The organism is Peterkaempfera bronchialis (assembly GCF_003258605.2).
Classification (GTDB): Bacteria; Actinomycetota; Actinomycetes; order Streptomycetales; family Streptomycetaceae; genus Peterkaempfera; species Peterkaempfera bronchialis.
Genome location: NZ_CP031264.1, coordinates 3,889,205 through 3,906,927, shown reverse-complemented (window position 1 = coordinate 3,906,927; position 17,723 = coordinate 3,889,205). Strand labels below are relative to the sequence as shown.

Below are 17,723 nucleotides of genomic sequence, written 5' to 3'. Positions count from 1 at the left end.
TGCGGGCTGCCGCTCGAAGCGCTACCCCGAGGCAGCTTACTTGACGACCGGCTAGTGGATTTCTGCTCTCGCAAGCTAGGCTCCTTACCAGCCGGCCGTCAAGTTGATTTCCCCGCCGCTGGCCACAGGCGGAAGACTTGACTCCGGACACCCCGGTCGGCACCGCGCCGACCGCACACGGACAAGGGGTACGACGAAAGCGATGAGCATCCACGCGCCTCGCGGCGACACCCGGGCACGCATCCTGGACGTCGCCCTTGAGCTGTTCTCCGAGCAAGGCTACGAGAAGACCTCGCTGCGCGAGATCGCCGACCGGCTGGGCGTGACCAAGGCTGCTCTGTACTACCACTTCAAGACCAAGGACGACATCGTCCGAGGCATCGTGGAGTCCATGTCGGCGCCGATCGACGAGGTCATCGCCTGGGCGCAGGACCGGCCCTGGTCGCCCGAGATGCGCGACGAGGTGGTGCGCCGCTTCGCCGCCTCGATGTCGGAGAGCGTCCCGCTGGTCCGCTTCTTCCACGAGAACCAGCCGGCCGTGCGCGAGCTCAATGCCGGCGCCCTCTTCAAGCAGCGGATGATCGCCATGGTCCGGCTGATCGAGGGCCCCGAGAGCACCTTCCAGGACCGGGTCCGCGCCGCGATGTCGATCTTCGCGATCAATGCGGGGCTCTTCCTGCTCCAGGAGGACCCGGGGGAACCGAACTGCCCGGACGCGGCGGAGCGGCAGGCGGCGGCGCTGGAGGTGGCGCTGGAGATCGCCGACCACATCAGGACCGGCTGCCCGTCGGGCTGACCGGCACATCCGGAAAGAGGTCGTTTTACCCGCCGGACCGGGCCCGAATCCGTGAGCCCGGTCACAGCGGATATCGCGGTCACTATCGGCATTCGTAGCGGGAAGCGGCTTGCGCGCCGCCAGCTCAGCGCGCCAAAAACAGACAAATCCCCGCTGACCACACACTCCGTATACGGACATGCGTAGTACAGCGGGGGCTTGGGACCTCCGCAAGGGCTCTGTTACGACTGGTTCTGCCCGACGGCAAGCAGGTTGAAACCTCCTTATTTCGACCCGCTCGCCGTTCCGCTGAAGCCCCCGCTGAAAGTCGGGGCCCCGGCCCGCGCACCGGCACCTCACCGTGCTCCTGCGGCAACCGGGCCGTCGAACCGATAGAGGACACCCAGCGTGAAGCGCAACTCCCGTATACGTCCCACCCGCCTGGCCGCCGCCATAGCCGGCGTCACCGTCGCGACCGCCGCCCTGAGCGGCACCGCCTTCGCCGCCGACAGCACCCAGGCCCCCACGGCGCTCAGCGCCCACCAGGTGCACGTCGCCCATGTCGCGCACACCGCGCACCAGGCCCATGTGATCCATGTGGCCAACGAGGCCGCCCGTGCCAAGGCCGCCGCCACCACGTCGCACGCCGCCCACCAGGCGCACAAGATCGCGGTCGCCAACGCCGCGGCCCGCGCCAAGGCCGCCACCGACGCGCACGCCGCCCACCAGACCCACAAGATCGCCGCCGCCAACGCGGCCGCCCGCGCCAAGGCCGCCTCGGACGCCAAGGCCGCCTCCCGCTCCTCCGAGCGAGGGCAGCTGGGTACCCAGGTCTCCGCCGGCTACTCCTCCCCGGTGCCCTCCGGCACCCGGCTCAGCCAGTCCTTCGGCGTGCCGAACAGCGGCTACGCGGCCGGCTACCACACCGGTACCGACTTCGCCGTCTCCGTCGGCACCCCGCTGTACTCGGTCGGCAAGGCCACCGTCGTCTCGGCCGGCTGGGCCGGGGCCTACGGCAACTCGGTGACGCTGCGGCTCTCCGACGGCCACTACGCCCTGTACGCCCACATGTCGTCGCTGAGCGTCAGCGCCGGCCAGTCGGTGTCCGCCGGCCAGCAGATCGGCCGCTCCGGCAACACCGGCAACTCCACCGGCCCGCACCTCCACTTCGAGATCCGGACCGTCAACGCCTACGGCGCGGTCATCAACCCGGTCACCTTCCTGAAGGGCAAGGGCGTCTCCTTCTGACCCGCCCCGCCTGACCGGGTCCGCCCGGACCCCCGCACAGCCCCCGGCACCGCCGTCCGCTCCGGACGGCGGTGCTGCGGGCATGTCCGGGGGTGTACGGGCACGTCCGGGCGTGGTCCGGCTGCCGCCTCCTGCGATCAGCGGCTTCCCGTCACACACTGGAGCCAAGGCCCTGCGCCGCACCCGGCGGCCCATGGCACCCCCGACCGGAGGAGCTGCACGTGGCACTGTCGCTCAAGCCCGGAACGTCCTGGTCCACCACCTACGACCGCTGTGTGCAGGCCGCCCCCGAGGCGTTCGCCGCCGACCGGCTGCTCAACCTGGTGGGCGGCGAGTGGTCCACCGAGGGCGAGCCCGGCGAGCACACCACGCCCGTGGACGGCAGCCCGATCCCAGGGCCGCCCCGGGTCGGGATCGACGCGGCCGAGTCCGCCGTGGCCTTCGCCATCACCGAACACGCCGCCTGGGGACGCGTCCCGCTGGACGAGCGCCAAGCCCGGGTGGCCACCGCCGTGGACGCGCTCGCCGACCACCGCGACCTGCTGGCGCTGCTGCTGGTCTGGGAGATCGGCAAGCCCTGGCGGCTCGCCTGCGCCGATGTCGACCGCGCGCTGGACGGCGTGCGCTGGTACCTGGCGGAGATCGAGCGGCAGCTCGCCGTGGGCACCCCGGGGGAGCGCCGCCCGCTGCCCGGCCCGGTCTCCAACATCGCCAGCTGGAACTACCCGATGAGCGTGCAGGTCCACGCCGAGCTGGTCCAGGTGCTGGCCGGCAACGCGGTGGTCGCCAAGACCCCCTCCCAGGGCGGGTTCCACTGCCTCACCCTCGCCCATGCGCTGATGCGCCGCGCGGGGCTCCCGGTCACCCTGCTCTCCGGCCGGGGGTCCAGCATCGGCGACGTGCTGATCCGCTCCCCCGGGCTCGGCGCCCTCGCCTTCGTCGGCGGCCGGGCCAACGGACGCAAGGCCGCCACCTCGCTGGCGGACCTGGGCCGCCGCCACTTCCTGGAGCAGGAGGGGCTGAACACCTGGGGCATCTGGGACTTCTCCCAGTGGGACGTGCTGGCCGCGCATCTGCGCAAGGGGTTCGAGTACGCCAAGCAGCGGTGCACCGCCTACCCCCGCTATGTCGTCCAGCGGTCGCTCTTCCCCGCCTTCCTGGAGACCTACCTGGCCGTCGTGCAGAACATCCGCTTCGGTCACCCGCTGGCCGTCGCCGACCCCGGCGACCCGCTGCCGGAGCTGGACTTCGGCCCGGTCATCCACGCCGCCAAGGCCCAGGAGCTGGCCGCCCAGTTCGACGAGGCGGTCCAGGGCCGGGGCGTGCCGCTGCATCGCGGGTCCACCGCCGACGGCGCCTTCCTGCCCGGCCAGGACACCTCCGCATACGCCGCACCTGCCTGCGTCCTGGAGCCCCCGGCCAACTGGTCGCTGCACCACGCCGAGCCCTTCGGGCCGCTGGACTCCATCGTCCTGGTCGACACCGAGTCCGAACTGCTGGCCGCGATGAACGCGGGCAATGGCTCGCTGGTCGCCAGCCTGGCCACCGACGACGCCGCCTTCGCCGCCCGGATCGCCCCCGACATCCTCGCCTTCAAGATCGGCGTCAACAAGCCCCGCAGCCGTGGCGACCGCGCGGAGGTCTTCGGCGGCCTCGGCGCCTCCTGGAAGGGCGCCTTCGTCGGCGGCGACCTGCTCGTCCAAGCCGTCACCCACGGCCCCGAGGGCGCCGACGAGAAGCTCTACGGCAACTTCCCCGGCTACTCCCTCTACCCGCCACGCTGAACGCCCGCCCGTTCCCCGGCCGGGTCCACGGGTCCGCCCGGTGACGTGGTGGCGGCGTCAGGCGTCCTTGCCGGCCAGGGTCGCGCGGTCACCCATCACCACAACCGGGTGCCGGGCCGGGTCGAGGGTGCGCAGCAGGTGCTGCATGGCCGCCTTGGGCAGGGTGACGCAGGCCGAGGAGCCGCTGCCGGGGTCCAAGTGGAGCCAGATGCTGCCACCGGCCCGCTCGCCCTGGGGTCGCCGGGGGTCGAGCGGTGAGGAGCCGCGCACCCGGTTGTAGTCGATGGCGATCACATAGTCGAAGTCATGCCGGTGCGAGGGCCCCCAGACCGAGGGCGGGGTGAAGAGGGCGGTCTGGTGGTAGGGCAGCTTGGACCCGGGGTCGGGCAGCAGGCCGCCCGCGTCGGTGAGGGTGAAGACCCCGACCGGGCTGCGCTTGTCGTCCTCGTGGTGGGAGGGGGTCCAGCCGAGGCGGCCGTTGTGGGAGGCCCAGGTCGCGTCGGCGGTCCAGGCGGAGCCGTGCTTCTGGTAGAGCGTCACCGTGCCGCTGGGGGAGTCGGCCGCGTCCCCGTACACCACCACGGCCTGCCGGGCGTCGGCCGGGATCCTGCCGAGCCACCGGGCGCTGAGGCCGGTGATCCGGCCGGGCTGGGCGTCGGCGGCGGCCTGCGGGGAGGCGGTGCCGGTACGGGCCGCTGCGGGGGCCGCATTGCCGGAGCCGCCGCAGCCGGAGGCCAGGGCGGCAAGCGCGAGCCCTCCGGCGATGAGCAGCGGGGCGCGGCGGCCGAGCGGGCTCGGGTACTTCCCCGTCGTGGGTTCCCCCGTCATGGTTCCCTCCCCGTGGGCCGGTGGATCGGCGGCCCGCTCCAACCTACACCCCGGGCATGGCAGAGCCGCCCCGGACGGTGTCCGGGGCGGCTCTGCCGCAGCGATGCGCTACTTGGTGAGGTCCGGGCCGGCCGCGGTGACCGGCGGGGCGTCGGCGACGGGCACCTTCTCCTCGCCTCGGAAGGTGAACTTGGCGTCCTTGCCCTCACCCTCGATGTCGACCACCACGATGTGGCCGGGGCGCAGCTCACCGAAGAGGATCTTCTCGGAGAGCACGTCCTCGATCTCACGCTGGATGGTGCGGCGCAGCGGGCGGGCGCCCAGGATCGGGTCGTAGCCCCGCTTGGCGAGCAGCTTCTTGGCCTCGGTGGACAGCTCGATGGCCATGTCCCGGTCCTTGAGCCGCTCGTCCACCTTGGCGACCATGAGGTCGACGATCTGGATGATGTCTTCCTCGGACAGCTGGTGGAAGACCACGATGTCGTCCACGCGGTTGAGGAACTCGGGCCGGAAGTGCTGCTTGAGCTCCTCGCCGACCTTGGCCTTCATCCGGTCGTACCCGGTCTGGATGTCGCCCTGGGCGGCGAAGCCCAGGTTGAACCCCTTGGAGATGTCCCGGGTGCCGAGGTTGGTGGTCATGATGATGACCGTGTTCTTGAAGTCCACGACCCGGCCCTGGGAGTCGGTCAGGCGACCGTCCTCCAGGATCTGGAGCAGCGAGTTGAAGATGTCCGGGTGGGCCTTCTCGACCTCGTCGAAGAGGACCACCGAGAACGGCTTGCGGCGGACCTTCTCGGTCAGCTGGCCGCCCTCCTCGTACCCGACGTAGCCGGGGGGCGAGCCGAAGAGCCGCGAGACGGTGTGCTTCTCGGAGAACTCCGACATGTCGAGCTGGATCAGCGCGTCCTCGTCGCCGAAGAGGAACTCGGCGAGCGTCTTGGACAGCTCGGTCTTACCGACGCCGGACGGGCCGGCGAAGATGAACGAGCCGCCGGGGCGCTTGGGGTCCTTGAGGCCGGCCCGGGTGCGGCGGATGGCCTGGGAGAGCGCCTTGATGGCGTCCTTCTGGCCGATGACCCGCTTGTGGAGCTCGTCCTCCATGCGCAGCAGCCGGGAGGACTCCTCCTCGGTGAGCTTGAAGACCGGGATGCCGGTGGCGGTGGCCAGGACCTCGGCGATCAGGTCCTCGTCCACCTCGGCGACGACGTCCATGTCGCCGGCCTTCCACTCCTTCTCCCGCTTGGCCTTGGCCTGGAGGAGCTGCTTCTCCTTGTCGCGGAGCGAGGCGGCCTTCTCGAAGTCCTGCGCGTCGATCGCGGACTCCTTCTCCCGGCGCACATCGGCGATCTTCTCGTCGAACTCGCGCAGGTCCGGCGGCGCGGTCATGCGGCGGATGCGCATCCGCGAGCCGGCCTCGTCGATGAGGTCGATCGCCTTGTCGGGCAGGAAGCGGTCCGAGATGTAGCGGTCGGCCAGGGTGGCGGCGGCGACCAGGGCGGCGTCGGTGATGGAGACGCGGTGGTGCGCCTCGTACCGGTCGCGCAGACCCTTGAGGATCTCGATGGTGTGCGGCAGCGACGGCTCGGCGACCTGGATCGGCTGGAAGCGGCGCTCCAGCGCGGCGTCCTTCTCCAGGTGCTTCCGGTACTCGTCGAGCGTGGTGGCACCGATCGTCTGGAGCTCACCGCGGGCCAGCATCGGCTTGAGGATGGAGGCGGCGTCGATGGCACCCTCGGCGGCGCCGGCGCCGACCAGGGTGTGCAGCTCGTCGATGAAGAGGATGATGTCGCCGCGGGTGCGGATCTCCTTGAGCACCTTCTTCAGGCGCTCCTCGAAGTCACCGCGGTAGCGGGAGCCGGCGACCAGCGCGCCCAGGTCGAGGGTGTAGAGCTGCTTGTCCTTCAGCGTCTCCGGGACCTCACCCTTGACGATGGCCTGGGCCAGGCCCTCGACCACGGCGGTCTTGCCGACGCCGGGCTCACCGATGAGCACCGGGTTGTTCTTGGTGCGGCGGGACAGCACCTGCATGACCCGCTCGATCTCCTTCTCGCGCCCGATGACCGGGTCGAGCTTGGCCTCGCGTGCGGCCTGCGTGAGGTTCCGGCCGAACTGGTCGAGGACCAGGGAGGTCGAGGGGGTGCCCTCGGCCGGGCCGCCGGCGGTGGCGGTCTCCTTGCCCTGGTAGCCGGAGAGCAGCTGGATGACCTGCTGCCGCACCCGGTTGAGGTCGGCGCCGAGCTTCACCAGGACCTGGGCGGCGACGCCCTCGCCCTCCCGGATCAGGCCGAGCAGGATGTGCTCGGTGCCGATGTAGTTGTGGCCGAGCTGCAGGGCCTCCCTCAGGGAGAGCTCAAGCACCTTCTTGGCACGGGGGGTGAAGGGGATGTGGCCGGAAGGGGCCTGCTGGCCCTGGCCGATGATCTCCTCCACCTGCTGGCGGACCGCCTCGAGCGAAATCCCGAGGCTCTCCAGGGCCTTCGCAGCGACACCCTCACCCTCGTGGATCAGGCCCAGGAGGATGTGCTCAGTACCGATGTAGTTGTGGTTGAGCATCCTGGCCTCTTCCTGAGCCAGGACGACAACCCGCCGCGCGCGGTCGGTGAACCTCTCGAACATCGTTATCGCTCCTCAGAGCGGTCGGGCAGTTAGGGGTCGGTCCCCTCCCTGTCCTTCCGCATGCTAGTCCCGCGCAGCGGGACAGCTCACTTCAACTGTCGACGCCCATCGCGATGCGTTCCCCCGCGACAGCCGACAACAGTCCCAACCCGATGCTGCGAGACGATGTTCCCGCAGGCCAGCCGGATCCACCTGATACCGCTACGCCCATGGCGAACGCGACCCTCGACACGCGGTCCGACGCGGCCTGGCGGACCATCCCGTCGTCATCACTGTCATACCCGCTGTGACGGCCGTTGCATCCCGGATTCGCGCCCGCCGGGGCACGGAGGAAGCCCCCGCGCCCCGTCCGGCGGCTCGGTCAGGCGTGCGCGTCCTCATACGCCTTGCGAACGGTGCTGGGTACGCGGCCCCGGTCATTGACCGTGAAGCCGTTGTCCTTCGCCCAGGCCCGGATCTTCGCGGTGTCCTGGCTGCCGGCCGCCGGGCGGGCAGCGGTCGCCGCGCGGCCACGGCCGCCTCGGGCGCTGCTCAGCCGGCCGCTCTGCTTGCGGCCCTTGTCGACGAACGGCGCGAGGAGCTCGCGCAGCTTGTCGGCGTTCTCGCTCTTGAGATCGATCTCGTAAGCAACACCGTCGAGGGCGAACGTGACCGTCTCGTCCGCCTCGCCGCCGTCGAGATCGTCGACAAGAAGAACCTGCACCTTCTGCGCCACGGGCTTCCCTTTCCACTAAACGACGGATTGCCTTGGGGAAAGGAAACCGCCTTTCCCCGGAAAACACAAACCCTGCGGACGGCGCAGTCCGTGCAGAGTGGCACCGGGGGGCGGCCGGAGCGGAGTGGGCGCAGTTCCTTCACATCCCGCCATCACAGAACCGGCATCACAGAACCGGCCATCACAGAACCGGCCATCACAGAAGCAAGAGCATCCGCGAGTTGCCGAGTGTGTTCGGCTTCACGCGTTCGAGATCCAGGAACTCGGCCACGCCCTCGTCGTACGAACGCAGCAGCTCTTCGTAGACATCGCCGCCGACCGGCGTCTCACCGATCTCCACGAAGCCGTGTTTGGCGAAGAAGTCCACCTCGAACGTCAGGCAGAAAATGCGACGCACACCCAGCCAGCGGGCGGTCTGAAGCAGCTTGTCCAGCAGCAGGTGCCCGACGCCCCGGCCCAGGCAGGCCGGATCAACGGCGAGGGTACGCACCTCGGCCAGGTCCTCCCACATCACATGCAGGGCGCCGCACGCCACCACCTCGCCGTCCGAGTCCCGCTCGGCGACCCAGAACTCCTGCACGTCCTCGAAGAGTGTGACAGTCGGCTTGTCGAGCAGAATCCGCTCACGCGCATAGCCGTCGATGAGTCGCCGTACGGCCCGCACGTCGCTTGTCCGCGCCCGGCGGATCGTGACCTCCATGGAGAAGACGCTATCGTGCCGCGTCGTCCGCCGAAGCGGTCTCCCCCACTTCCTGTTCCTGGTCGGCCGGTACCGGATCGTGCGGCGCGGCCACCCGCAATGCGTCGCGCAAGGCATCCTGCTGCTCGGGCGACATCATCCCGAAGAAGTGCACCAGTGCCGCTGCGGGGTTGTCACTCGTCGCCCAGGCGTCGTTCATCAACGCGGCGGTGTACGCCTCACGCGAAGAGACCGGTTCATATCGGTAGGCGCGTCCCTCGCGTTCCCGGCGCAGCCATCCCTTCTGGAAGAGCTTGTCCATCACCGTCATCACGGTGGTGTACGCGATCTCCCGTTCCCGGTGCAGATCCGCCAGCACCTCGCGGACGGTGACCGGGCGGTTCCACTGCCACACCCGGGTCATGACCTCGTTCTCGAGCTCGCCGAGTTGCCGCACCATCCGGAGCACCTCCCTCGGCCGAGTCCGGCAGCACCCCGCGACACGGAGTGGCCCCACAGTAGGAAGCAGAGCGGACAAATTCACCTTAGACGGCAAATCCGGCGTGGCGCCAAGGGCGCGGAGACGCCGAAGCCGCCACCGGGGGCGGTGGCGGCTTCGGCGGGCGGGCCCGGCAGGCGGGCCCGGCAGGCGGGTCCGGCAGGAGGGCCCGGCAGGAGGGCTAGCGGGTCGGCTCGGCGGGGTTGGCCGGTGCTGCGGCGGTCTCGGTGGCCAGGGCGTCCGCGTAGGCGTCCTCCTTGGCCTTCTGCGCGCCGCCCTGGCTGCGGATGATCGCCCGGATGACGAACGTGAAGCCGACCGCCATCACCAGCGGGGGCACGATCGCGCTGACATAGTCCACTGCTGTCACGCTCCTTCGGGCTTGACCAGGGGGAAGAGGACGGTCTCCCGGATGTTCTTTCCGGTGAGCAGCATGATGAGGCGGTCCACGCCCAGGCCCATGCCACCGGTGGGCGGCATGGCGTACTCCAGGGCGCGCAGGAAGTCCTCGTCCAGCTGCATGGCCTCGACGTCGCCGCCGGCCGCCAGCAGCGACTGGGCGGTGAGCCGGGCGCGCTGCTCGACCGGGTCGACCAGCTCGGAGTAGGCGGTGGCGATCTCGGTACCGAAGATCACCAGGTCCCACTTCTCGGCGACGCCGGGGGCGCTGCGGTGCTGCCGGGTGAGCGGGGAGACCTCGACCGGGTAGTCCTTGATGAAGGTCGGGGTGACCGCGTTCTCCTCCAGCAGCCGCTCGACCATCTCCAGCACGATCTGGCCGTGGCCCCACTTCTGCTCGTAGGGCACGCCCGCCGTGTCGGCCAGCTTGCGCAGCTGCTCGACGGAGGTCTCCGGGGTGACCTCCTCGCCGAGGCGGTCGGAGATGCCGCCGTAGACGGTCACCTCGCTCCACGGCTCGGCCAGGTCGATCTCATGCTCGGTGCCGTGCGCGTCGACGCCGCGGACCACGGTGGTGCCCAGCGCGTCGCGGGCGGCGTTGAGGATGATCCCGCGGGTGAGCTCCGCCTGGGTGTCGTAGTCGCCGTACGCCTCGTAGGACTCCAGCGCGGTGAACTCCGGGTTGTGGGTCGCGTCGGCGCCCTCGTTGCGGAAGTTCCGGTTGATCTCGAAGACCTTCTCGGCGCCGCCGACCACCAGCCGCTTGAGATACAGCTCGGTGGCGATCCGCAGATAGAGGTCGATGTCGTAGGCGTTGATGTGCGTGATGAACGGCCGGGCGTTGGCGCCGCCGTGGATCGGTTGCAGCATCGGGGTCTCGACCTCGGTGTAGCCGCGCTCCTCGTAGGTGCGGCGGATCGAGCGGACCACCTTGGAGCGCAGGTACAGCATCTCCCGCGCCTCGGGGTTCACGATCAGGTCCACATAGCGCTGGCGGACCCGGGCCTCCGGGTCGGTGAGGCCCTTGTGCTTGTCCGGCAGCGGGCGCAGGCACTTGGCGGTCAGCTCCCAGCGGTCCGCCATCACCGACAGCTCGCCGCGCCGGGAGGTGATCACCTCGCCCTCGATGCCGACGTGGTCGCCGAGGTCGATGTCGCGCTTCCACTCGGCGAGGCGCTCCTCGCCCAGCCTGTCCAGCGAGAGCATCACCTGGAGGTCCCCGCTGCCGTCGCGGAGGGTGGCGAAGCAGAGTTTGCCGCCGGTGCGGCTCAGCACCACCCGGCCGGTCACGCCCACCCGGGCACCGGTGGCGGTGTCGGGGGCGAGGTCGGGGTACTGGGCCCGCAGGTCCGCGATGGTGGTCGTGCGCGGGAAGCCGACCGGGTACGGGTCGACGCCGGCTGCGCGGAGCCGGTCCAGCTTCTCGCGCCTGACCCGCATCTGCTCGGGGAGGTCGTCCGGTGCTGCGGGGGCGGAGGTCTGCTCTGTCACCTCACCAGGGTATCGGCGGCCCCAGGGTGCGACGCGACGGGATATCCGCTGCCGCGCCGCACCTCTGGAGCGGCCGTCAGGCCCGGCGGCGCCGCACGGCGAGGAACACACCCGCGCCGAGCGCCACGGCGGCGGCGCCGACGCCCGCCAGCAGGCCGGTGCCGGAGGAGCCGGTGGCGGCCAGGTCGCCGCCGCCCGTGGTGGCGGCGCCGGCGGAGTCGCCGCCGGTGGTCTGCGGAGCGGGGTCGTTGCCGCCGGTCGCGGACCCGGTGGAGCCGCCCGTGGAGCCGGTGGAGCCGCCGGCAGAACCGCCCGTGGAGCCGGTCGAGCCCGTGGAGCCCGTGGAGCCGGTGGAGCCGCCCGTGGAGCCGGCGGCGGCCTTGGCGGTGATCCGGATCGGCGCGTCGTCGTTCTCCTCGCGGTCGTCCTGCGAGAAGCCCAGCACGGTGTACCAGCCTTCGGCCCGGTCGAGCGCCTTGACCGGCTTGATCGTGAAGGTCAGCGGGACCGACGCACCGGCCGGGAGCTTGCCCGCGATCCAGCAGAAGTACCCCGACGGGGCACCCGCCGCACGGGTCAGCGCCGACTTCAGGTCGCCACTCGACCGGGGGGCGAACTTCTGGAGCAGCTCGGACCGGGCGCCCATGGACAGGTCGGGCATGCTGGTGCAGTACTTGGGCGCCCGCTGCACGGTGACCCCGAGCGGCAGGGACACCAAGGCCATCCCGGAGGCGGTGTCCGGGACCCTGCCGGGCAGGCCGAAGCCGCCGGTGCTCACCGGCTGCACGGCGGCGGTGCCGACATTGCGCACGCTGAGCGTGAGGTCGAGCGGCTTGCCGACCGTGCCGGTGGCGGAGGCGGGCGCGGCGGCCATGTCCGCGCGCAGACCGGTCTCCAGGATCGTGAGGGCGGCGTTGTTGCCGAAGTCGATGTCCTTGGCCGCCGTACGCAGGCCCGGCACTGCCGCCAGGGTCAGCTCCGGGCCGGTACCCAGGGTGCCGCCGGCCACCGGAATGGAGTCGATCTCGCCGCCCGCCACGTCGAAGGCAAAGGCGAAGAGCCCGCTGCCGGCGTCCTTGTCGGCCTTGACGGTGAGCGGTTCGGTGAGCCGGTAGGTGGCACCGACGGGGAGCGTGGTGGTGTCGAAGCGGCAGACCACCGAGGTGAAGCCGGCGGTGACGCCGCCGCCCGTGGTGGCCCCGTAGCGGCAGTTGCGGTGGTTGCCGCCCAGCCGGAAGCCGCTCTGCACCTCGACGGCCAGGACCAGGCCCTTGGCGTCCCGGTCACCGATGTTGGAGACCACGGCGGGTACGGCGACGGAGCCGCCCGGGGCCACCTTGGTCCGGGCGCCGGGGAACTGCTGGACGGCGAGGTCCGGCCCGGAGCCCACGGTGACCTTGGTGGTGACCGCTCCGGGCTCCTGCACCGCCCGGTCGGCGGCGGCGGTGTAGCGGATGGTGCCGTTCGTCCCGGTCGGGACGCCCTGGACGGCGCGGATGCCGATCTTGAACTCGGCTTCGCCGTCGGCCCGGGCCGCGGTGCAGGTGATACGCGTCCGCGCGGCGTCGGTGAAGTCGCACCCCTTGGGCAGCTGGAACTCGGCCTTGCCCGCCAGGGCCTGGGCGTCGATGGTCAGCCGCACATTGCGGAGCGGGCCGTCGCCCTCGCTCACCACGCCCAGCTGGAGGGTCTTGAAGGTGTCGCCGGGGCCCGGCGCCTCGGTGCGCGGCAGGACGATGGCGGAGTCGGGTGCGTCGATGTAGAGGTAGTCCTCCGGGGCGGCCGCCTGGGCGGGCCCGGCGCCGAGAACGCCTGCGGAGAGGAGCGTCGCCGTCGCCACGGCCGAGAGGGCGGACCTGGCGGCCCGCCGTGTGCGCTGGTGTCCCATGAGGTCTCCGTGCTGCGGAGGTAAGGAGATCGGACCTCGGATACAACCAGCACCCGCCGCGACCGGTGGACGCACAAGGGTGCGAATGGGGCGCCCCGGTGAAGCTGTAGCACAACTGTTGCACACGCTCGTCCCGCCGCCTGCCGGGCGGCGGGCGAAGAGGGGCGGTCGACGGGATGACGGACAGGCGGTGGTGGGGGCAGGGCGGGGGCGATGGGACGGCGGGCGGGCGGTAGGGCGGCTGAACGACGGACGGTGAGGCGTGCCGGGCCGGCCGGGCGCAGGCGGCGGACGGTGAGGCGTGCCGGGCCGGCCGCGCACAGGGGCGGCCGGCGGCGGGGGCTGGCGGTCAGCCGGTGCCGGTGGCGAGCTCGGTGTCCTCGTGCTCGTCCGGGGCGGCCGGGCGCGGGCGGCGGGCGAACAGGTCGGCGGGGGTGGGGACGCGACGGGACCCGGACTGCGCCGGCCGTGCCCGCTCGGCCTTCTCCTCGGCGGCGGGGTCGGGGCGGCGGGGCTCGGCGGTGCTCATCGGGATCGGTCCTCCGTGGCTCGTCGGGGCGGGGCTCGTCGGGGCATGGCTCGGCGTGACGCGGCTCGGGGTGGCTCGGCTCGGCGTGACGCGGCTCGTCGGGACGGCGGTGAGGTGCCGGGGCGGCGCCGCGGCGGCGGCCAGGCGCTCCCGTACGGCGGCCTCGGCCACCTCGTGGCACCGGCCGGCCAGCCGGGAGCGGCGGGACCGCTCGGCCTGGCCGCACGGCTGCCCGGCCAGCCGGCGCAGCGCGCGGAGGTCCTCGGGGCCGGGGAGGTAGCCGTCGGCCACGGCCTCCTCCAGGCGCTCCAGGTATCCGGGGGCGCTGCCCGGCAGGGCGTCGCGGTAGCGGGCGAGGTCGGCGAGGAGGAAGGCGCGCAGCCGCCCGCCCTCGTGCACGGCCTCGTCGATGGACTCGGCGAGGCGGAGGGCGTCCTGGACGTCCTCGGTCCACACATCGGCGTCCCAGGGCGTCCCGACACCGCCGGTACGCGGTGGCACGGCGGGGTGCAGGACCTGGGCGAGGGCACGGCGCAGCACCCGCAGTTCATCGGCGCTGAAGGCCATGCCGCCGCGCGATCCGTGTGGCGTAGGCATGATGTGACAGTACGTCGGATATGCCCGATTACTGGGCAATGACGCGGGCCGTGTCCCGATTGGCGGATGGTGAGGTGATACGACCGGCCACCCGCCGTCGGTACTGACGGACGATCAGGTCGTGGGCGAGTTCCGCTCATAGATCAGCCGCAGGCCGATCAGGGTGAGCCAGGGCTCGTGCTCGTCGATCGAGGCGGCTTCGCCCAGCACCAGCGGGGCCAGCCCGCCGGTGGCGATCACCTGCACATCGTCCGGGTCGTCGGACAGCTCGGCCGCCATCCGGGCCACCACCCCGTCCACCTGCCCGGCGAACCCGTAGAGGATGCCCGCCTGCATGGCCTCCACGGTGTTCTTGCCGATCACGCTGCGCGGCCGGGCCAGCTCGATCTTGCGCAGCTGGGCGCCGCGCACCCCCAGCGCGTCCACGGAGATCTCGATGCCGGGGGCGATGGCGCCGCCGACGTAGTCGCCGCGCTGGTTGACCGCGTCGAAGGTGGTGGCGGTGCCGAAGTCCACCACGATGCAGGGGCCGCCGTAGAGGTGGTTGGCGGCCAGTGCGTTGACGATCCGGTCGGCGCCCACCTCCTTGGGGTGGTCCATCAGGACGTGCACCCCGGTCTTCACCCCGGGCTCGACGAGGACGGAGGGGACGTCGCCGTAGTAGCGGCGGGTCACCTCCCGCAGCTCGTGCAGCACGGACGGCACGGTCGAGCAGATCGCCAGACCGTCCACCGCGTCCTCGCCGAGCACCGGGTGAGCACCCATCAGCCCCTGCATCAGCACCGCCATCTCGTCGGCGGTGCGCCGGGGATCGGTGGAGACCCGCCAGTGCTCGACGATGTCCTCGCCGTCGAAGAGGCCGAGCACGGTGTGGGTGTTGCCGACATCGATGGTGAGCAGCATGGGGTCCGTCCTGATAGGTCGGGCGGGCGGGTCAGGCGCGCAGGTCCAGGCCGATGTCCAGGATCGGCGACGAGTGGGTGAGCGCACCGACGGCGAGGTAGTCCACGCCGGTCTGCGCCACCTCGCGGGCGTCGGTCAGGGTCAGCCCGCCGGACGCCTCCAGCCGGGCGCGGCCGGCCACCAGGGCGACGGCCTCCTTCAGCTGGTCGACGGTGAAGTTGTCCAGCAGGATCAGGTCGGCCCCGGCCTCCAGCACCGGCGGGAGCTGGTCCAGGGTGTCCACCTCCACCTGCACCGGCAGCTCCGGGTACGCCTCCCGGACGGCGCGGAACGCCTCGGCGACGCCACCGGCCGCCACCACGTGGTTGTCCTTGACCAGGGCGGCGTCGCTGAGCGCCATCCGGTGGTTGACGCCGCCGCCGCAGCGCACCGCGTACTTCTCCAGGGCGCGCAGGCCCGGGGTGGTCTTGCGGGTGTCGCGGACCTCCGCGCCGGTCCCCTCGACCGCGTCGACCCAGGCCCGGGTGGCGGTGGCGACGCCGGAGAGGTGGCAGAGCAGGTTGAGCGCGCTGCGCTCGGCGGTGAGCAGGGCCCGGGTGCGGCCGCGTACGGTGAGCAGCACCTCGCCGGCCTCCACCCGGTCGCCGTCCTCGGCGTGCCGCTCGACCTCGAACTCGTCCTCGCACACCAGCGAGATCACGGCCTCGGCGACCCGCAGCCCGGCCACGATGCCGGCCGCGCGGGCGGTGAAGTCACCGGTGGCCTCGGCGTCGGCCGGCACGGTGGCGGCGGAGGTGACGTCCTCGCCGCCGGCCAGGTCCTCGGCCAGCGCCAGGGTGGCGATGTCCTCCACCTCGACCGGGTCCAGGCCGGCCTCGGTGAGCAGTTCGGCGAGCGCCGGGTCCAGCCCGCTCTCGTACTCCTCGCCCTCACCGCAGGCGCAGCCCTCGCCGCAGCCTCCGGCCATGGGCAGCTCTTCGTAGTGGTGGTCGTGGGACACGGTGCTCACTGCTCCTCAAGGGCGGTGACGGGGGCGCCGGTTGCGGCATCCAGGGTGGTGGTGAGGTGGCGGCGCCAGCGGAGGTCGTCCCGGTCGGGGAAGTCCTCCCGCCAGTGGCAGCCCCGGGTCTCCTCGCGCAGTGCGGCGGCGCCCACCAGGGCGGTGGCGACCAGGTGGAGGTTGGCCGCCTCCCAGGTCTCCACCCGGGGGTCGGCGGGCTTCTCCTCGGCGAGGTGGTCGCGGGCCTGGGCGGCCAGCGCCGCCAGGCCGTCGGCGGCGGCGCGCATGGAGGCGGCGGAGCGCAGCACGCCCGCGCCGGCCGTCATCAGCCGCTGGACCTCCGCGCGGGCCTCGGGGGCCGGCAGCGGTACGGCCCGGGTGCCGGAGGCGGCGGGGGTCCGCTCGGGCAGGTCGCCGGCCGCCTGCCGGGCGGCCAGGTCGGCGGTGATCCGCTCGGCGAAGACCAGGCCCTCCAGCAGCGAGTTGGAGGCCAGCCGGTTGGCGCCGTGCACCCCGGTGCAGGCCACCTCGCCGCAGGCGTACAGCCCCGGCACGGTGGTGCGGCCGCGCAGGTCGGTGCGGACGCCGCCGGAGGCGTGGTGGGCGGCGGGGGCGACCGGGATCAGCTCGGTGACCGGGTCGATGCCATGCGAGCGGCAGGAGGCCAGGATGGTGGGGAAGCGCTGCTCCCACATCTCGGCACCGAAGTGCCGCCCGTCCAGGTACATGTGGGCGGCGCCGGTCTCCCGCATCCGGCGCATGATGCCCTTGGCGACGATGTCGCGCGGCGCCAGTTCGGCCAGCTCGTGCTGCCCCACCATGAAGCGGACGCCGTCCGCGTCCACCAGGTGGGCGCCCTCGCCGCGGACCGCCTCGGAGACCAGCGGCTGCTGGCCGTGGGCGTCCGGGCCCAGCCAGAGCACGGTGGGGTGGAACTGCACAAACTCCAGGTCCGCCACCTCGGCCCCGGCGCGCAGCGCCAGCGCCACGCCGTCGCCGGTGGAGACGGCCGGGTTGGTGGTGGCGGAGAAGACCTGGCCCATGCCGCCGGTGGCCAGCACCACCGCGCGGGCGAGGATCGCGCCCACGCCGTCGCGCTGCCCCTCGCCCATGACATGCAGGGTGATCCCGGCGGCGTGGCCGTCGGCGTCGGTGAGCAGGTCCAGCACCAGGGCGTGTTCGACCACCTCGATGGCGGGGTCGGAGCGGACGGCGGCGACCAGGGCGCGGGATATCTCGGCGCCGGTGGCGTCCCCGCCCGCGTGCGCGATCCGGCGGCGGTGGTGGCCGCCCTCACGGGTCAGCAGGATCTCGCCGTCGACGGCGGTGTCGAAGGCGGCGCCGGTGGCGATCAGGCGGCGGACCGCGTCCGGGCCCTCGGTGACCAGGACCCGTACGGCGTCCTCGTCGCACACTCCGGCGCCGGCGACCAGGGTGTCGGCCAGGTGCTGCTCGGGGGTGTCGCCCTCGCCGAGGGCGGCGGCGATCCCGCCCTGCGCCCAGCGGGTCGAGCCGTCGTCGAGCATCGCCTTGGTGACCACCATCACCCGGCCGACGGCGGCGCGGGCACGGAGCGCCGCGGTGAGGCCGGCCACGCCGGAGCCGACCACGATCACATCGGTCGTGGCGGTCCAGCCGGGGGCCGGGGCGGTCAGTCGGTGGGTGGCAGGCATGGGTGATCGGCTCCGTGTCAGTGGGCGGCGGTACGGGCCGCGCCGTGTTCCACGTCACCGTACGCCTCCGGCTCGGAGGGGTTTCCGGGGGCCGGGAGG

The 17,723-nt window shown here is 72.2% G+C and carries 15 protein-coding genes; 3 read left to right on the top strand and 12 right to left on the bottom strand.

From position 1 onward, the window contains the following. Window positions 1–202: 202 nt before the first annotated feature. The 3 genes from C7M71_RS17325 to C7M71_RS17315 all read left to right on the top strand — a co-directional run bounded on the left by C7M71_RS17325 (window position 203) and on the right by C7M71_RS17315 (window position 3,807). Entirely contained in the window at window positions 203–796 is a 594-nt protein-coding gene (locus C7M71_RS17325) for a TetR/AcrR family transcriptional regulator (RefSeq protein ID WP_111491203.1), read from the top strand. Window positions 797–1,183: 387 nt separating this feature from the next. Next, window positions 1,184–2,023: a M23 family metallopeptidase gene (locus C7M71_RS32655; protein ID WP_111491202.1), complete on the top strand. Its 840-nt coding sequence runs from the start codon at window positions 1,184–1,186 to the stop codon at window positions 2,021–2,023. Between the two features lie 215 nt (window positions 2,024–2,238). After that, window positions 2,239–3,807: an aldehyde dehydrogenase family protein gene (locus C7M71_RS17315; protein WP_229759143.1), complete on the top strand. Its 1,569-nt coding sequence runs from the start codon at window positions 2,239–2,241 to the stop codon at window positions 3,805–3,807. Window positions 3,808–3,864: 57 nt separating this feature from the next. On the opposite strand, the gene C7M71_RS17310 is transcribed toward C7M71_RS17315, so the two are convergent. The 12 genes from C7M71_RS17310 to C7M71_RS17250 form a co-directional block, all read right to left on the bottom strand. Next, window positions 3,865–4,635: a L,D-transpeptidase family protein gene (locus C7M71_RS17310; RefSeq protein ID WP_111491200.1), complete on the bottom strand. Its 771-nt coding sequence runs from the start codon at window positions 4,633–4,635 to the stop codon at window positions 3,865–3,867. Between the two features lie 108 nt (window positions 4,636–4,743). After that, the gene (locus C7M71_RS17305) at window positions 4,744–7,251 is read right to left on the bottom strand and encodes an ATP-dependent Clp protease ATP-binding subunit (RefSeq protein WP_111491199.1); all 2,508 of its coding nucleotides are present in this window, start codon (window positions 7,249–7,251) and stop codon (window positions 4,744–4,746) included. 361 nt (window positions 7,252–7,612) lie between these two features. Then, window positions 7,613–7,966: a histone-like nucleoid-structuring protein Lsr2 gene (locus C7M71_RS17295; protein ID WP_111491198.1), complete on the bottom strand. Its 354-nt coding sequence runs from the start codon at window positions 7,964–7,966 to the stop codon at window positions 7,613–7,615. Between the two features lie 196 nt (window positions 7,967–8,162). Further along, a complete protein-coding gene (locus C7M71_RS17290) occupies window positions 8,163–8,666 on the bottom strand; it encodes an amino-acid N-acetyltransferase (RefSeq protein WP_111491197.1) in 504 nt (167 codons plus the stop codon). A gap of 10 nt (window positions 8,667–8,676) precedes the next feature. Beyond that, complete coding sequence (locus C7M71_RS17285) at window positions 8,677–9,105, bottom strand: BlaI/MecI/CopY family transcriptional regulator (RefSeq protein WP_111491196.1); 429 nt, start codon at window positions 9,103–9,105, stop codon at window positions 8,677–8,679. Between the two features lie 220 nt (window positions 9,106–9,325). Next, window positions 9,326–9,505, bottom strand: a complete 180-nt coding sequence (locus C7M71_RS17280; RefSeq protein ID WP_111491195.1) for a hypothetical protein — start codon at window positions 9,503–9,505, stop codon at window positions 9,326–9,328. 5 nt (window positions 9,506–9,510) lie between these two features. Then, complete coding sequence (lysX, locus tag C7M71_RS17275; RefSeq protein ID WP_111491194.1) at window positions 9,511–11,034, bottom strand: bifunctional lysylphosphatidylglycerol synthetase/lysine--tRNA ligase LysX; 1,524 nt, start codon at window positions 11,032–11,034, stop codon at window positions 9,511–9,513. Between the two features lie 76 nt (window positions 11,035–11,110). After that, complete coding sequence (locus tag C7M71_RS17270; RefSeq protein ID WP_111491193.1) at window positions 11,111–12,922, bottom strand: LPXTG cell wall anchor domain-containing protein; 1,812 nt, start codon at window positions 12,920–12,922, stop codon at window positions 11,111–11,113. 349 nt (window positions 12,923–13,271) lie between these two features. Then, window positions 13,272–14,048: a hypothetical protein gene (locus tag C7M71_RS17265; RefSeq protein WP_114914408.1), complete on the bottom strand. Its 777-nt coding sequence runs from the start codon at window positions 14,046–14,048 to the stop codon at window positions 13,272–13,274. A gap of 114 nt (window positions 14,049–14,162) precedes the next feature. Next, complete coding sequence (locus C7M71_RS17260; RefSeq protein WP_111495326.1) at window positions 14,163–14,951, bottom strand: type III pantothenate kinase; 789 nt, start codon at window positions 14,949–14,951, stop codon at window positions 14,163–14,165. Window positions 14,952–14,982: 31 nt separating this feature from the next. Then, window positions 14,983–15,918 carry a carboxylating nicotinate-nucleotide diphosphorylase gene (gene nadC / locus C7M71_RS17255; protein ID WP_111495328.1) on the bottom strand — a complete coding sequence of 312 codons (936 nt, stop codon included), beginning with the start codon at window positions 15,916–15,918 and terminating at the stop codon, window positions 14,983–14,985. 38 nt (window positions 15,919–15,956) lie between these two features. Further along, window positions 15,957–17,624, bottom strand: a complete 1,668-nt coding sequence (locus C7M71_RS17250) for an L-aspartate oxidase (RefSeq protein ID WP_114914407.1) — start codon at window positions 17,622–17,624, stop codon at window positions 15,957–15,959. Window positions 17,625–17,723: the final 99 nt, after the last annotated feature.

Bases quoted from the DNA above. Each gene is read 5' to 3' on its own strand.
- C7M71_RS17325 (WP_111491203.1), top strand. From the start codon at position 203: ATGAGCATCCACGCGCCTCGCGGCGACACCCGGGCACGCATCCTGGAC.
- C7M71_RS17310 (WP_111491200.1), bottom strand. From the start codon at position 4,635: ATGACGGGGGAACCCACGACGGGGAAGTACCCGAGCCCGCTCGGCCGC.
- C7M71_RS17305 (WP_111491199.1), bottom strand. From the start codon at position 7,251: ATGTTCGAGAGGTTCACCGACCGCGCGCGGCGGGTTGTCGTCCTGGCT.
- C7M71_RS17290 (WP_111491197.1), bottom strand. From the start codon at position 8,666: ATGGAGGTCACGATCCGCCGGGCGCGGACAAGCGACGTGCGGGCCGTA.
- C7M71_RS17285 (WP_111491196.1), bottom strand. From the start codon at position 9,105: ATGGTGCGGCAACTCGGCGAGCTCGAGAACGAGGTCATGACCCGGGTG.
- C7M71_RS17270 (WP_111491193.1), bottom strand. From the start codon at position 12,922: ATGGGACACCAGCGCACACGGCGGGCCGCCAGGTCCGCCCTCTCGGCC.
- C7M71_RS17265 (WP_114914408.1), bottom strand. From the start codon at position 14,048: ATGCCTACGCCACACGGATCGCGCGGCGGCATGGCCTTCAGCGCCGAT.
- C7M71_RS17260 (WP_111495326.1), bottom strand. From the start codon at position 14,951: ATGCTGCTCACCATCGATGTCGGCAACACCCACACCGTGCTCGGCCTC.
- nadC (WP_111495328.1), bottom strand. From the start codon at position 15,918: ATGGCCGGAGGCTGCGGCGAGGGCTGCGCCTGCGGTGAGGGCGAGGAG.
- C7M71_RS17250 (WP_114914407.1), bottom strand. From the start codon at position 17,624: ATGCCTGCCACCCACCGACTGACCGCCCCGGCCCCCGGCTGGACCGCC.